This is a genomic window from Clostridium tyrobutyricum, assembly GCF_019144085.1.
Classification (GTDB): Bacteria; Bacillota; Clostridia; order Clostridiales; family Clostridiaceae; genus Clostridium_B; species Clostridium_B tyrobutyricum_A.
Genome location: NZ_JAHHUY010000011.1, coordinates 21737 through 35681 on the forward strand (window position 1 = coordinate 21737; position 13945 = coordinate 35681).

A 13945-nucleotide genomic window follows, 5' to 3' on the forward strand; every position below is an offset into this window, starting at 1 on the left:
TTCAATATAATTCAAAACATATTGCAAATACATATATGTAGAAAAAATTTGCAAACTATCTCTTTGAAAACTGTGGTGCTCTTCTTGCTTTCTTAAGACCATATTTCTTTCTTTCTTTCATTCTTGGATCTCTTGTTAAAAATCCTGCTTTTTTGAGTTCTAATCTTAAGTTTTCATCTGCCTTTAAAAGAGCTCTTGAAATTCCATGTCTTATAGCTCCAGCCTGACCAGTAAATCCTCCTCCTTGAACATTTACTAGTACATCAAATTTACCCTTTGTTGAAGTTAATTCCAATGGCTGATTAACTACAACCCTTAATGTTTCCAAACCAAAATATTCTTCGATATTTCTCTTATTTACTATTACCTTACCATCTCCTGGTACAAGTCTAACTCTTGCTACTGATTCTTTTCTTCTTCCTGTTCCGCAATACTGAACCTTAGCCATTTTTTATCCTCCCTTCAGACTTTAAATTAATATTTTAATTCCAATGCTTCTGGTTTTTGAGCTTCATGATTATGCTCTGAACCCTTATATACTTTTAATTTTTTAAACATCTGTCTTCCTAATACTCCCTTTGGAAGCATTCTTCTAACAGCTTCTTCAAATACAAATTCTGGTTTTTTCTGTAGAGCATCTCTATATGAAGTCTCCTTCAATCCACCTGCATACAGTGAATGATGTCTTAAAAACTTCTGATCTAATTTTTTACCAGTTAAAACTACTTTTTCTGAATTTATTACTATAACAAAATCTCCAGTATCTACATGTGGTGTAAATATAGGCTTGTTTTTACCCCTTAATATTGAAGCAACCTGACTTGCTATTCTTCCTAATGTCTTTCCAGTTGCATCAACAACATACCATTTTCTTTGAACATCTTGTGCTTTAGCAATATATGATTTCATTTGGTTTTCCTCCTTGAACTCTCTTATTATTATGTTTCTCTATATAAATATCCGGGGCTAGTGGATCTTTTATTCTTAGATACAAACATTTATATTATAATACAATCATCCTGGCGTGTCAATGTATGACAAGTAACAAGTTAAATTATTATTATACTATCAATAGAAAACTTTTTCTAGACACAGTCCTCTAGCAGGGGCTGGTTTCCCTGCTTTTGCCCTATCTCTAGATCTTAATATATCAAGTACATACTCAGGTCTAAATCTTCCAACTCCAACTTCCAATAACGTACCTACCATAATTCTAACCATATTATATAAAAATCCATCTCCAGTAACAATAAACTTTATTGAGTTTTCCTGTTTTGAAACAATAAAATTTTTTATTGTTCTAATGGATGTTTTGACAGAACTTCCATTAGATTTAAATGCTGAAAAGTCATGCTTTCCTATAAAAAACTTACATGCAATTTTCATATCCTCAATATTTAGTCTTCTCTGAAAATAGTATACATAATTTTTTCCAATAGCAGGCCTGTTATTACCAGTTACAATAGTATAACTATATTCCTTACCTATAGTATTATATCTAGAATGAAAATTAATATCTACTTCCTCAGATTTCAATACTACTATATCTTCTGGCAATTGTGAGTTTAAAACCATTTTAAACTTAGATGTTGGTATCTTACTGTCAGTTAAAAAATTACATATAAATTGTCTTGCATGAACTCCTGAATCCGTTCTACTGCATCCTATAGTATTACAATATTTATCCGTTGACTTCTGAATTGCCACTTCTAACTTTTCCTGTATTGTCATAGCATTTTTTTGTCTTTGCCAACCTGAGTAATTTGTTCCATCATACTCAATAATAAGCTTTATATTTTTCATTAATGCCACCATACTCTACTCAAAACCGATACAACAGTTAGAACTATTACAACTAAAGATGCTTTATAATCTCTATTAGTAATCTTAAGTTGCTTCATCCTAGTTCTTCCTTCACCACCCCTATAACATCTAGATTCCATGGCCATAGCAAGCTCATCAGCCCTTCTAAAAGAACTTATAAAAAGAGGAACTAAAATTGGTACAAGACTCTTTGCTCTATGAATTAAATTACCAGACTCAAAATCAGCCCCTCTTGCCATTTGAGCTTTCATTATTTTATCAGTTTCATCCATAAGTGTTGGTATAAATCTAAGTGCTATTGTCATCATCATAGCCAATTCATGGGCTGGTACTCCTATTTTCTTCATCGGACTTAATAATTTTTCTATTCCATCTGTTAATTCTATTGGTGATGTAGTCAGTGTTAAAAGTGATGTTCCTATTATCAAAAATACAAGTCTTAACACCATAAAAGCGGCTAAAATTAATCCTTCACTATATACAGTTATAATTTTCCACTTGAATAATGGAGGATTTGCTCCTGTAGTCATAAATATATTCAATACTGCTGTTATAAGTGCTAAAATCAAAATAGGTTTTAATCCCTTATATATATAACCAAATTTCACCTTAGATATAAGGATTGAAATAAAAGTAAAGGCCACTATAAATATATATCCTCTAAAGCTATTCATTATAAATAAATCTATAATATAAACTATAGAAATCAATATCTTTACTCGCGGATCTAACTTATGGACAAAAGAATTCCCAGGTATGTACTGTCCTATTGTAATATCCTTAATCATAATTAGCTTCCCTATCCTTTATTTAATATTCTAAGTATTTCATCTTTAGCTTGTTGTACTGTAAATACACTTGTAGATATATTAAATCCTTTTTTATTTAATTTTTTTGCTAGATATGTTACTTGTGGAACAGCAAGACCTACACTTTCTAAAGTATCAGCTTCTGAAAATACTTCTTTTGGAGTTCCATCCAATATACATTTTCCACTATCCATAACTAAAATTCTATCTGCAAGCTTAGCTACATCTTCCATACTATGTGATACTAATATTATAGTCATATTATATTCTTTATGTAAGTCTTTTATCTTACCTAATATTTCATCTCTACCCTTTGGATCAAGCCCTGCTGTAGGTTCATCTAATATAAGGACTTTAGGTTCCATTGCAACTACACCAGCTATAGCTACTCTTCTTTTTTGACCTCCGCTTATCTCAAAAGGAGATTTATCCTTATATTTATCATATTCTAATCCAACCATATTCATTGCTCTTTTTACTCTTTTATTTATGTCATCATCACTTAGGCCTAAATTTCTAGGTCCAAAAGCAATGTCTTTTTCAATAGTCTCTTCAAATAATTGATATTCTGGATATTGGAATACAAGGCCAACCTTTTTTCTTATAAAACTTAAATTTGTATTTTTATCTGTTATGTTAACTCCATCTACTATTATCTTACCTGAATCAGGCTTTAAAAGACCATTAACATGCTGAATAAGTGTAGATTTTCCTGAGCCCGTGTGACCTATAAGGGCCACAAATTGTCCTTCTTCAATCGTAATAGAAATATCATTTAATGCTTTTTTTTCAAAAGGTGAACCTTTCATATATATATGAGTTAAATGTTCTATCTTAATTGACATAATTCATTCACCATCTCATCTATAGTTAATATATCTGATTTTATATTTATTCCACTTTTTCTAAGTTCATAAGCCAACTCTGTCATTTGAGGAACATCAAGTCCTATATGCTTCATTTTCTCAACTTGGCTAAATATTTCTCTAGGAATACCCTCCATTATAACTTTTCCATCATCAACTACAAGTATCCTATCTGCTTGTGCAGCTTCCTCCATATAATGAGTAATTAATACAATAGTCATATTATAGCTATTATTTATTTCCCTTATAGTATTCATTACTTCTTTTCTACCTGAAGGATCCAACATAGCTGTAGATTCATCGAAAATTACACAATCAGGTCTCATAGCAAGAACTCCTGCTATAGCAACTCTTTGTTTTTGTCCCCCAGAAAGTAAATGAGGCGCATGTCTCCTATACTCATACATATTTACTTTTTTTAAACAATCATCTACTCTGTTTCTTATATCTTTAGGAGCAATTCCTAAATTTTCAGGACCAAAAGCAACATCTTCTTCCACTATAGTTGCAACAATTTGATTATCTGGGTTTTGGAATATCATACCTGACTTTTGTCTTATATTCCATAAATTTTTTTCATCGGAAGTATCCATATTTTCTATATACATCTTTCCGCTAGTAGGAACTAAAAGTGCATTTATATGTTTAGCTATAGTAGATTTTCCAGAACCATTTCTTCCTAAAATGGCTAAAATTTCTCCCTTTTTAACTTGAAATGCAACTCCATTTATTGCCAATTTAGAGTTATTTTCATTTATATCCATATATTTAAAGCTTATATTTTGACAATCTATCATATTTTCTTCCATATAAACACCCCATAATTAATTGTATTAAAAAGTTCCTGATGTTTTTTCACTTTAATCTGCTAATACTAAATATATCATGTTTAAAGAATAAGTTAAAGGATATCTATAGAAAATTTAAATATAATAAAATGGGGATTAAGCTAGCTTACTTAATCCCCCAAGAGTTTTCTATACTAACTCCAATATAACTAACTCAGCTCCGTCGCCTCTTCTTGGACCCATTTTATACATTCTTGTATATCCACCATTTCTTTCATTGTATTTAAGAGCTATAGTATCAAATAATTTTTTTACAACTTCCTCTTCTGTTACAAATGAAAGTACCTGTCTTCTAGCATGAAGATCTCCTCTTTTAGCTAGAGTTATCATCTTTTCAGCTATATTTCTAGTTTCTTGTGCTCTTGTGGATGTAGTCTGAATTTTTTCATGTTTTAAAAAGCTTGTAACTAAATTTCTAAGCATTGCTTTTCTCTGATCAGTCGGACGACCTAATTTACGATATGAAGCCATCTATATCCCTCCTTACCTGTACTAGTATAAACTAATTTATTCTTCAATTAATTTCAATGATAATCCTAAAGCATCTAATTTTTGTTCAACCTCTTCCAGTGATTTCTTTCCAAGATTTCTTACTTTCATCATATCATCCATACTTCTCTCAGTTAATTCCTGAACTGTATTTATTCCTGCTCTCTTTAAACAATTATAACTTCTAACAGAAAGATCTAATTCTTCAATTGTCATTTCAAGAACTTTTTCCTTCTTATCTTCCTCTTTTTCAACCATTATTTCAACATTATTTGCATGATCCGTAAGAGTCATAAATAGCTTAAAATGTTCTATTAAAATTTTAGCTGATAAGCTTACAGCCTCATCTGGCATTATAGTTCCATTAGTCCATACTTCAAGAGATAATTTATCATAGTCGGTAATCTGCCCAACTCTTGTATTTTCAATATTAAAATTAACTCTCTTTATAGGTGTATATATGGAATCCACAGGAATTGTACCTATTGGCATATCCTCAGTTTTGTTTCTAGCTTGAGACACATATCCTCTACCTGTGTTAACCATAATCTCCATATATAATTTAGCATTATCATCTAAAGTTGCTATATGTAAATCTGGATTTATTATTTCAACATCACCATCAGTTTTTATGTCTCCTGCCTTTACTTCTCCTGGGCCATCAGCATCTATATATATAGTTTTAGGTTCATCACCATTCATCTTTAAAGCTAATAATTTTATGTTTAAAATTAATTCTGCAACATCTTCTTTTACTCCACGAATAGTTGAAAATTCATGAAGTACTCCATCAATCTTGACATGATTAGCTGCAACTCCTGGAAGGGAAGAAAGTAATATTCTTCTAAGTGCATTTCCAAGGGTAATTCCATAACCTCTTTCCAATGGTTCAACTACAAATTTTCCATAATTGCCATCTTCACTTACGTCTACACATTCTATTTTTGGCTTTTCTATTTCTAACATGAATATAACCCTCCTTCTATTTATATTATAATTTATTTTGAGGGCAACTGATTTCTATATTAATTACTTACTATATAACTCTACGATTAATGTCTCATTAACAGGAATATCTATATCTTCTCTTGAAGGTTCTCTGACAACTTTTCCTTCAAAGTTCTCTACATTTCCCTCTAACCAAGTTGGTAATGTCTTAGGATTTTCCGCAAAAGTTTTGAACTTTTCTGATGCTTTACTCTTATCAGAAATAGCTATAACATCATTTATTGATACTTCATAAGAAGGAATATCTACCTTTTTACCATTGATTAAAAAGTGTCCATGAGTAACTAATTGTCTTGCTTCTGATCTTGACTGACCATATCCTAGTCTAAATGCAACATTGTCAAATCTCATTTCAAGAAGTTTTAATAAGTTCTCACCCGTTATACCTCTTTTTCTATCAGCCTTTTTATAATATCTTCTGAATTGTCCTTCAAGTACACCATATACTCTCTTAGCTTTCTGCTTTTCTCTTAACTGCAAACCATAGTTAGATACCTTTTTTCTGCCCTGTCCATGTTGTCCTGGTGCATATCCTCTTCTAGAAAATGCACATTTATCTGTATAACATCTATCTCCCTTAAGGAATAGTTTCAAACCTTCTCTTCTACAAAGTCTGCATACTGATTCTGTATATCTTGCCATTAAAATTTACACCTCCTATTACTAAACTCTTCTTCTTTTTGGTGGTCTACAACCATTATGTGGTATTGGAGTAACATCTTTAATCAAAGTAACTTCCAAGCCTGCAGCTTGAAGAGATCTTATAGCTGCTTCTCTACCTGCTCCTGGTCCTTTAACATATACTTCAATACTTTTTAATCCATGTTCCATAGCTACCTTAGCTGAAGTTTCAGCTGCCATTTGTGCAGCAAATGGAGTACTTTTTCTTGAGCCCCTAAAACCTAAACCACCTGCGCTAGCCCAGGATAAAGTATTTCCAACAGCATCAGTTATAGTAACTATTGAATTATTAAAAGTTGACTTTATATGAGCACAACCGTGTTCAACATTTTTTCTTTCTTTTCTTCTTCTTGTCTTTTTGACTTTAGATCCTGCTGCCATCTATTTACCTCCTTATACTATTTTCTTTTTCCTTGCTCCTACTAATTTCTTAGGTCCTTTTCTAGTTCTTGCATTTGTCTTTGTCTTTTGTCCTCTAACAGGAAGACCTTTTCTATGTCTTATTCCTCTATATGAACCTATTTCAATTAATCTCTTTATATTAAGAGCTCTTTCTCTTCTTAAGTCTCCCTCAACTGTCAAATTCTTTATATAATCTCTTAAAAGATTAACTTCTTTTTCTGTTAAATCTTTCACTCTTGTGTCAGGATTTACTCCTGTCTCTTTAAGAATTTTTCGAGCAGTTGATAAGCCTATTCCATATATATATGTTATTCCTATTTCTACTCTTTTTTCCTTTGGCAAATCAATACCTGATATTCTTGCCATATTAAATTACACCTCCTGATTATCTAATTGGTTTGTTAAGGATTATTTCTAAATAATTCTATTTTTATATAAAGTTCTAAGGTAAGCAGAAATATTTTATTCTGCTACAGCCGCACCTTAAAACAATATTAACCAAAACATTGATTTATTCAAGTTAGCCCTGTTTTTGTTTGTGTTTAGGATTTTCACATATTACCATTACTTTTCCTTTTCTCTTTATTACTTTACACTTTTCACACATGGGCTTAACTGATGGTCTCACTTTCATAGCTAATCCTCCTTAATTACTTTGCTCTCCAGGTTATTCTTCCACGAGTTAAATCGTAAGGAGAAAGTTCTACTGTAACTTTATCGCCTGGTAGTATTCTTATAAAGTTCATTCTTAATTTACCAGATATATGTGCTAATATTTTATGTCCGCTTTCTAATTCTACTTCAAACATTGCATTAGGTAAAGATTCTAAAACTGTACCTTGCATTTCTATAACATCATCTTTTGACATAAGGCAATCAAACCTCCTTGTTCTTGTCGTAAGATTGCAAAAAACTTTTTATCATGGAATGTAACAATCGCATTATTATACAACATTTTTCTATTATGAAGTATACAACTTGTAAACCAATATAAGCATTACTGCTGAAATTAAGCATTCCTATTTATCTAAGGTCACTATTTCAGCTCCATTCTCCAATATAGCAATTGTATTTTCATAATGTGCTGATAAACTTCCATCTACAGTTACAACTGTCCAGTTATCTTGCCGAACTTTGACATTATATCTTCCAATATTAATCATCGGTTCTACAGCTAAACACATACCCTTTATAAGTTTAGGGCTTCTTCCTGATGTACCAAAATTTGGTATTTCAGGTTCCTCATGTATATCACGACCTATGCCATGACCTACATAATCTCTTACAACTGAATATCCAAGACTCTCAACATATTGTTGAATGCATTAGATATATCAGTAAGAGTATTACCTACTACGGCTTGCTCTACACCCTTAAAAAAACTTTCTTTAGCTGTATCTATCAAACTTTGTGCTTCTTTACAAACATTTCCAACAGGAAAAGTTCTAGCTGCATCTCCATGATATCCATCTAGTATGGCACCACAATCTATACTTATTATATCTCCTTCCATCAAAATTCTATCCTTTGATGGAAGCCCATGAACTACCTCATCATTAACTGAAGTACATATAGATGCTAGAAAGTGACAATAACCTTTAAATGATGGAATTGCATTTTGAGATCTTATATATTCATCTGCAATTCTATCCAATTCATAAGTAGCTATTCCTGGTTTTATTGATTCATAAATCTTTTCCAGTGTATCAGATACTATTTTCCCCGAGCGTCTCATAAATTCAATTTCTCTATTAGTTTTTATTATTATCATCCAAATAAGCCTCCAAAGAGATTTTCACTCTCTTAAAAACTTCATTTATATCTCCAGTACCATTTATTGTAGATAGTTTGTTTTGTTTCTTATAATAACCTATTAAAGGTTGCGTTTGCTCATCATATACATTTAATCTATCCTTAACAGTTACTTCCGTATCATCTTTCCTTTGTACTACATCTCCACCACAAATATCACATTTGCCATTTACCTTAGTAGGATTAAATTTCACATGATAACTAACACCACAAGATGAGCATACTCTTCTTCCAGTCATTCTCTCTAAAATTGATTCTTTAGGAACATCTATAAGCAATGTTGTATCCATTTTTTGACCTTTAGTATCTAAAAATAAATCTAAGGCTTCTGCTTGAGTTACTGTCCTAGGAAATCCATCTAACAAAAATCCATTTTTACAATCTTCATTTCCTAATCTATCTTTAACTATATCTATGGTCACTTTATCTGGTACTAATTTACCTGCATCCAAATAACTTTTTGCTTTTAATCCAAGTTGAGTTTTTTCCGAGATATTTTTTCTGAAAATATCTCCTGTAGATATATGTGGTATAGAATATTTTTCGCTAATAAACTTAGCTTGAGTACCTTTGCCAGCTCCTGGAGGTCCTAACAAAACTATTTTCAATTGCATCATCTCCAAAATTATCTTTACTTTAAGAATCCATGATAATGACGCATTACTAATTGAGATTCTATTTGCCTCATGGTTTCAATTGCAACATTTACTATTATAAGCAACCCAGTTCCACCAAAATATATACCCTTAAAGTTTGTAAAAGCTTCTCCAACTATAGGAGCTATTGCGATTATTCCTGCAAATCCGCCTCCTAAAATTGCTACTTTCGTCAATACTTTCTCTATATACACAGCTGTTGGTTCACCAGGTCTTATTCCAGGAATAAATCCTGAAGACTTATTCATATTTTCTGCCATCTCCTCTGGCTTCATAGTTACTTGAGTATAAAACCATGTAAAAAAGATTGTCAACAGAAAATATAATAATGCATACTCCCAACTACTTTGTTTAAATGGGCTAAAACTTCCTGTCATTACAAATTTATAAAAAGATGAATTAGGCCAAAATTGTCCTATAGTCATTGGAAATTGCATAACAGATATAGCAAATATTATTCCTATAACTGCTGATCCATTAACATTGATAGGTATATGTGTTGATTGCCCCTTATACATCCTTCCACCAGCAGTTTTACCTGCATATTGAATAGGAATTCTTCTTTCAGATAAACTCATAACCACTACAGCTACAAAAAGCACTACTATAATTGCCAAAAAACCAATCACTTCAACGAAATTAACTATTTGAGTCTGTTGAAGTTTTAAAATTCCAGACATTGTAGATGGGAATCTCGAAACAATATTTATAAATATTATAAGAGAAACTCCATTTCCAATTCCATGTTCAGTGATTTTATCGCCAAACCACATTAAAAATGTAGAAGCCGTTGTTACAGTAAGTATTATTATAAACATATTTAACTTATTGGATGGATCTACAAGTGCTCCAGCACTAGCTATTATAGCATATATACTAAAACCTTGTATTATACCCAAAGGAACAGATGCATATCTTGTATATTCCTGTATTTTCTTTCTTCCTTCTTCTCCCTCTTTAGACAACTGTTCCAAACGAGGTACAGCAACTGTAAGTAACTGCATTATAATGGAAGAATTAATAAATGGAACAACTCCCATAGCGAATATACTAAATCTACTTAATGCTCCTCCTGATATAAGATCATAAAAATTAATTAAAGATCCTCCCTTAGTTAAACTTGCTAACTTTGCAGTATCAATTCCAGGAACAGGAATAAAATTTCCCATCCTGAAAATTACTATCATAAATAGTGTAAATAATAATCTTTTTCTTATTTCCGGAGCTTTCCAGGCATTACGTAAGGTTGCAATCACCCTATATCACCTCAACTTTTCCTCCAGCAGCTTCTATTTTTTCTGCTGCAGCTTTAGTAAATTTAGCTGCTTTTACTGTAAGTTTTTTATTTAACTCACCATTTCCAAGTATTTTTAATCCATTTTTAGATTTTTTAATTATTCTCTTCTGTAAAAGTAACTGTGGAGTTACTTCTGTTCCATCTTCAAATATATTTAATCTGTCAATATTTATCTGCGAATATTCTTTTGCAAATATATTAGTAAAGCCTCTTTTAGGTATTCTTCTGAACAATGGCATTTGTCCGCCTTCAAATCCTACTCTAACTCCTCCACCAGATCTAGCCTTCTGTCCGTTTTCACCCTTACCAGCATTTCTACCTAATCCTGAACCAGTACCTCTACCAACTCTTTTAGGTGCTTTTCTTGATCCTGGTGCAGACTTTAATTCATGAAGTTTCATTTGCATTCACACCTCCTCTTATTATGCTTCTTCAACTTTTAAAAGATAGCTTACTTTGTTTATCATACCTCTTATTTGAGGAGTATCTTCTTTTTCTACTACACTTCTAATCTTTCTTAATCCAAGCGCCTGAACTGTAGCTATATGATCTTTTTTTCTTCCTATTAAACTTTTCTCCAAAGTTACTTTAATTTTAGCCAAAGGTATTACCTCCTAACCTAAAATTTCTTCAACAGTTTTACCTCTAAGTACAGCAACTTGTTCTGCTGTTCTTAACCTTGATAAACCGTTAATAGTGGCATTTACCATATTTATTGGATTATTTGTTCCAAGTGATTTTGCTCTAACATCTTTTAATCCCGCAAGTTCAAGTACTGCCCTAGCTGGACCTCCAGCTATAACTCCTGTTCCTTCTGATGCAGTTTTTATAAGTACTCTTCCAGTACCAAATTCGCCAATTATATTATGTGGTACAGTAGTACCAACTATTGCTACATCAACTAAATTCTTTTTAGCATCTTCTATGCCTTTTCTAATTGCTTCAGGTATTTCTATAGATTTACCAGTTCCTACACCTACGTGTCCTGCTTCATCTCCAACTACAACAAGTGCACTAAATCTGAAATTTCTACCACCTTTAACAACCTTAGCAACTCTATTTATAAATACAACTTTTTCTTTAAGATTTAAAGTGCTAGGATCAATTCTCATTAATTTCCCTCCTTTTTAGAATTTTAAACCGGCTTCCCTTGCACCTTCTGCAAGATTTTGAATTCTTCCGTGATATATATATCCGCCTCTATCAAACACAACTTTGCTAATTCCCTTTTCAATAGCTTTTTTAGCAATAATTTCGCCTATAACCTTAGCAGCTTCTTTATTGCTTCCTACTCCCTTAAATTCTTTATCAAGGCTTGATGCAGAAACTAAAGTTGTTCCTTCAATGTCATCTATTACTTGAGCATATATATTTTTTTCACTTCTATAAACTGCAAGTCTTGGTATTTCTGAAGTTCCAAAAATTTTCTTTCGAACTCTTAGATGACGCTTTTTTCTTAATTTTTTTTTGTCATCTTTCTTAAACATACAGGTTCACTCCTTTCTACTACTTCTTACCAGTTTTACCTTCTTTACGTCTTATATGTTCATCTTGATACTTGATTCCTTTTCCCTTATAAGGTTCTGGTTTTCTCCAATTTCTTATGTCTGCTGCTACATCTCCAACTAATTCTTTATCTATACCTTTTATTACTACCTGGTTAGCAGTTGGTGTTTCAAAACTTATTCCTTCAATAGCTTCAACTTCTACTGGATGTGAATATCCAAGATTCATAACTAATTTCTTACCTTTAAGTTGAGCTCTATATCCTACTCCTATTAAATCCAAAGTTTTAGAATATCCTTCTGTAACTCCAAGTACCATATTATTTATAAGTGCTCTAGTTAATCCATGTAAAGCTCTAGTTTGTTTTTCATCATCATGTCTTTTAACTACTACATGGTTATCTTCAACTTCTATATTCATTTCTTTTCTTAAAGCTTTAACTAGCTGACCTTTAGGCCCCTTTACAGTAACTAAATTTTCTGGCGCTACTGTAACTGTTACACCGTTTGGAATAGCTATTGGAAGCTTCCCTATTCTTGACATTATTACACCTCCTGTGGTATTTGTAGGACATTACCATATGTAACAAAGTACTTCTCCGCCTACTCCTAATTTTCTTGCTTCTTTATCCGTAACAATTCCCCCAGAAGTTGATATTATAGCAACCCCTAGTCCATTTAATACTTTAGGAATTTCTTCTTTTCTACAATAAACTCTTAATCCTGGTTTTGAAATTCTTTTTAATCCAGTTATAACTCTCTGTTTATTTTGACCATATTTCATGGAAAATTTTATCATATTAATAGAACCATCTGTATATTCTTCTAAATCTTTTACATATCCTTCTTGAAGCATTATATTTAATATAGCCTTCTTAATGTTTGAAGAAGGTACTTCTACTATCTCATGTCTAACAATATTTGCATTTCTTATACGTGTAAGTAAATCTGCGATAGGATCAGTCATTACCATTTATTGTGCCTCCTTTCATCTATATTAACAATTACCAACTTGCTTTTCTGCATCCAGGTATTTCACCTTTATATGCAAGTTCTCTAAAACAAATACGACATATTCCATACTTTTTTAATACAGAATGTGGTCTTCCGCATATTCTGCATCTAGTATAAGCTCTAGTTGGATATTTTGGTGTTTTCTTGCACTTTTCTATCAAAGCTTTACGTGCCAAATTCTTCCCTCCCTAATTTTGAGCAAATGGCATACCAAGGAATCTAAGTAATTCTCTTGCTTCTTCATCAGTATTAGCAGTTGTAACAAAGATTATATCCATTCCTCTTACTTTATCTATTTTATCATATTCTATTTCAGGAAATATTAACTGTTCTTTAATTCCTAATGAATAATTTCCTCTTCCATCAAAAGATTTATCAGAAACTCCTGAAAAATCTCTAACTCTTGGAAGTGCAACATTAATTAGTTTATCTGCAAATTCATACATATATTGCTTTCTTAAAGTAACTTTACAGCCTATTGGCATATTTTCTCTTATTTTAAAATTAGCTACTGACTTCTTAGCTCTAGTTAAAACTGGCTTTTGACCTGTAATTATAGTTAAATCACTTACTGCTGATTCTAAAACTTTTGGATTATCTTTAGCTTCTCCAACACCCATGTTTATAACTATCTTTTCTAACTTTGGTGTCTGCATTACATTTTTATATTTAAACTTTTCTATTAAAGCAGGAACTATTTCTTTATTATATTTTTCTTTTAATCTTGAGCTCAT

At 31.7% G+C, this 13945-nt stretch carries 23 protein-coding genes and 1 pseudogene; all 24 read right to left on the reverse strand.

All coding sequences use genetic code 11. The features are described from left to right. Positions 1–55: 55 nt before the first annotated feature. The gene (rpsI, locus tag KM800_RS06720; protein ID WP_217812409.1) at positions 56–448 is read right to left on the reverse strand and encodes a 30S ribosomal protein S9; all 393 of its coding nucleotides are present in this window, start codon (positions 446–448) and stop codon (positions 56–58) included. Positions 449–474: 26 nt separating this feature from the next. Then, complete coding sequence (gene rplM / locus KM800_RS06725) at positions 475–909, reverse strand: 50S ribosomal protein L13 (RefSeq protein ID WP_217812410.1); 435 nt, start codon at positions 907–909, stop codon at positions 475–477. Positions 910–1068: 159 nt separating this feature from the next. Continuing rightward, positions 1069–1803, reverse strand: coding sequence for a tRNA pseudouridine(38-40) synthase TruA (truA, locus tag KM800_RS06730; protein ID WP_217812411.1), 735 nt, complete (start codon positions 1801–1803; stop codon positions 1069–1071). Then, the gene (locus KM800_RS06735) at positions 1803–2612 is read right to left on the reverse strand and encodes an energy-coupling factor transporter transmembrane component T family protein (protein ID WP_217812412.1); all 810 of its coding nucleotides are present in this window, start codon (positions 2610–2612) and stop codon (positions 1803–1805) included. The genes truA and KM800_RS06735 overlap by 1 nt, the downstream gene beginning before the upstream one ends. Positions 2613–2623: 11 nt before the next feature. Continuing rightward, the gene (locus KM800_RS06740; protein WP_217812413.1) at positions 2624–3478 is read right to left on the reverse strand and encodes an energy-coupling factor transporter ATPase; all 855 of its coding nucleotides are present in this window, start codon (positions 3476–3478) and stop codon (positions 2624–2626) included. Further along, the gene (locus KM800_RS06745) at positions 3463–4308 is read right to left on the reverse strand and encodes an energy-coupling factor transporter ATPase (protein ID WP_217812414.1); all 846 of its coding nucleotides are present in this window, start codon (positions 4306–4308) and stop codon (positions 3463–3465) included. The genes KM800_RS06740 and KM800_RS06745 overlap by 16 nt, the downstream gene beginning before the upstream one ends. A 168-nt stretch (positions 4309–4476) precedes the next feature. Continuing rightward, the gene (gene rplQ / locus KM800_RS06750; protein WP_017753006.1) at positions 4477–4818 is read right to left on the reverse strand and encodes a 50S ribosomal protein L17; all 342 of its coding nucleotides are present in this window, start codon (positions 4816–4818) and stop codon (positions 4477–4479) included. Between the two features lie 36 nt (positions 4819–4854). After that, a complete protein-coding gene (locus tag KM800_RS06755) occupies positions 4855–5802 on the reverse strand; it encodes a DNA-directed RNA polymerase subunit alpha (RefSeq protein ID WP_217812415.1) in 948 nt (315 codons plus the stop codon). A 63-nt stretch (positions 5803–5865) separates the two neighbouring features. Further along, positions 5866–6486 carry a 30S ribosomal protein S4 gene (gene rpsD / locus KM800_RS06760; RefSeq protein WP_217812416.1) on the reverse strand — a complete coding sequence of 207 codons (621 nt, stop codon included), beginning with the start codon at positions 6484–6486 and terminating at the stop codon, positions 5866–5868. 21 nt (positions 6487–6507) lie between these two features. Next, on the reverse strand, positions 6508–6906 hold the full coding sequence (rpsK, locus tag KM800_RS06765; protein WP_217812417.1) for a 30S ribosomal protein S11: 399 nt from the start codon (positions 6904–6906) through the stop codon (positions 6508–6510). A gap of 12 nt (positions 6907–6918) precedes the next feature. Further along, on the reverse strand, positions 6919–7293 hold the full coding sequence (gene rpsM / locus KM800_RS06770; protein WP_217812418.1) for a 30S ribosomal protein S13: 375 nt from the start codon (positions 7291–7293) through the stop codon (positions 6919–6921). A 154-nt stretch (positions 7294–7447) separates the two neighbouring features. Beyond that, positions 7448–7561: a 50S ribosomal protein L36 gene (gene rpmJ, locus KM800_RS06775; RefSeq protein ID WP_017753001.1), complete on the reverse strand. Its 114-nt coding sequence runs from the start codon at positions 7559–7561 to the stop codon at positions 7448–7450. 16 nt (positions 7562–7577) lie between these two features. Then, positions 7578–7796: a translation initiation factor IF-1 gene (gene infA, locus KM800_RS06780; protein WP_066616721.1), complete on the reverse strand. Its 219-nt coding sequence runs from the start codon at positions 7794–7796 to the stop codon at positions 7578–7580. Between the two features lie 150 nt (positions 7797–7946). Further along, positions 7947–8698, reverse strand: a pseudogene (map, locus tag KM800_RS06785) (type I methionyl aminopeptidase). Next, the gene (locus KM800_RS06790; protein ID WP_217812419.1) at positions 8679–9347 is read right to left on the reverse strand and encodes an adenylate kinase; all 669 of its coding nucleotides are present in this window, start codon (positions 9345–9347) and stop codon (positions 8679–8681) included. The pseudogene map and the gene KM800_RS06790 overlap by 20 nt, the downstream one beginning before the upstream one ends. Positions 9348–9370: 23 nt before the next feature. Then, positions 9371–10651: a preprotein translocase subunit SecY gene (secY, locus tag KM800_RS06795; protein WP_217812420.1), complete on the reverse strand. Its 1281-nt coding sequence runs from the start codon at positions 10649–10651 to the stop codon at positions 9371–9373. Position 10652: 1 nt separating this feature from the next. Continuing rightward, the gene (gene rplO, locus KM800_RS06800) at positions 10653–11093 is read right to left on the reverse strand and encodes a 50S ribosomal protein L15 (RefSeq protein WP_217812462.1); all 441 of its coding nucleotides are present in this window, start codon (positions 11091–11093) and stop codon (positions 10653–10655) included. 21 nt (positions 11094–11114) lie between these two features. Further along, a complete protein-coding gene (rpmD, locus tag KM800_RS06805; protein WP_017752995.1) occupies positions 11115–11294 on the reverse strand; it encodes a 50S ribosomal protein L30 in 180 nt (59 codons plus the stop codon). Positions 11295–11306: 12 nt separating this feature from the next. Next, positions 11307–11804 (reverse strand): 30S ribosomal protein S5, encoded by a 498-nt coding sequence (gene rpsE / locus KM800_RS06810; RefSeq protein WP_217812421.1) that lies wholly within the window; start codon positions 11802–11804, stop codon positions 11307–11309. A 15-nt stretch (positions 11805–11819) separates the two neighbouring features. Next, entirely contained in the window at positions 11820–12179 is a 360-nt protein-coding gene (gene rplR, locus KM800_RS06815) for a 50S ribosomal protein L18 (protein WP_217812422.1), read from the reverse strand. Between the two features lie 19 nt (positions 12180–12198). Then, the gene (gene rplF, locus KM800_RS06820) at positions 12199–12741 is read right to left on the reverse strand and encodes a 50S ribosomal protein L6 (protein WP_017752992.1); all 543 of its coding nucleotides are present in this window, start codon (positions 12739–12741) and stop codon (positions 12199–12201) included. Positions 12742–12771: 30 nt separating this feature from the next. Further along, positions 12772–13170, reverse strand: a complete 399-nt coding sequence (rpsH, locus tag KM800_RS06825) for a 30S ribosomal protein S8 (protein WP_217812423.1) — start codon at positions 13168–13170, stop codon at positions 12772–12774. A gap of 31 nt (positions 13171–13201) precedes the next feature. Next, a complete protein-coding gene (locus KM800_RS06830) occupies positions 13202–13387 on the reverse strand; it encodes a type Z 30S ribosomal protein S14 (protein ID WP_017752990.1) in 186 nt (61 codons plus the stop codon). A 12-nt stretch (positions 13388–13399) separates the two neighbouring features. Beyond that, positions 13400–13945: a 50S ribosomal protein L5 gene (gene rplE, locus KM800_RS06835; protein WP_217812424.1), complete on the reverse strand. Its 546-nt coding sequence runs from the start codon at positions 13943–13945 to the stop codon at positions 13400–13402.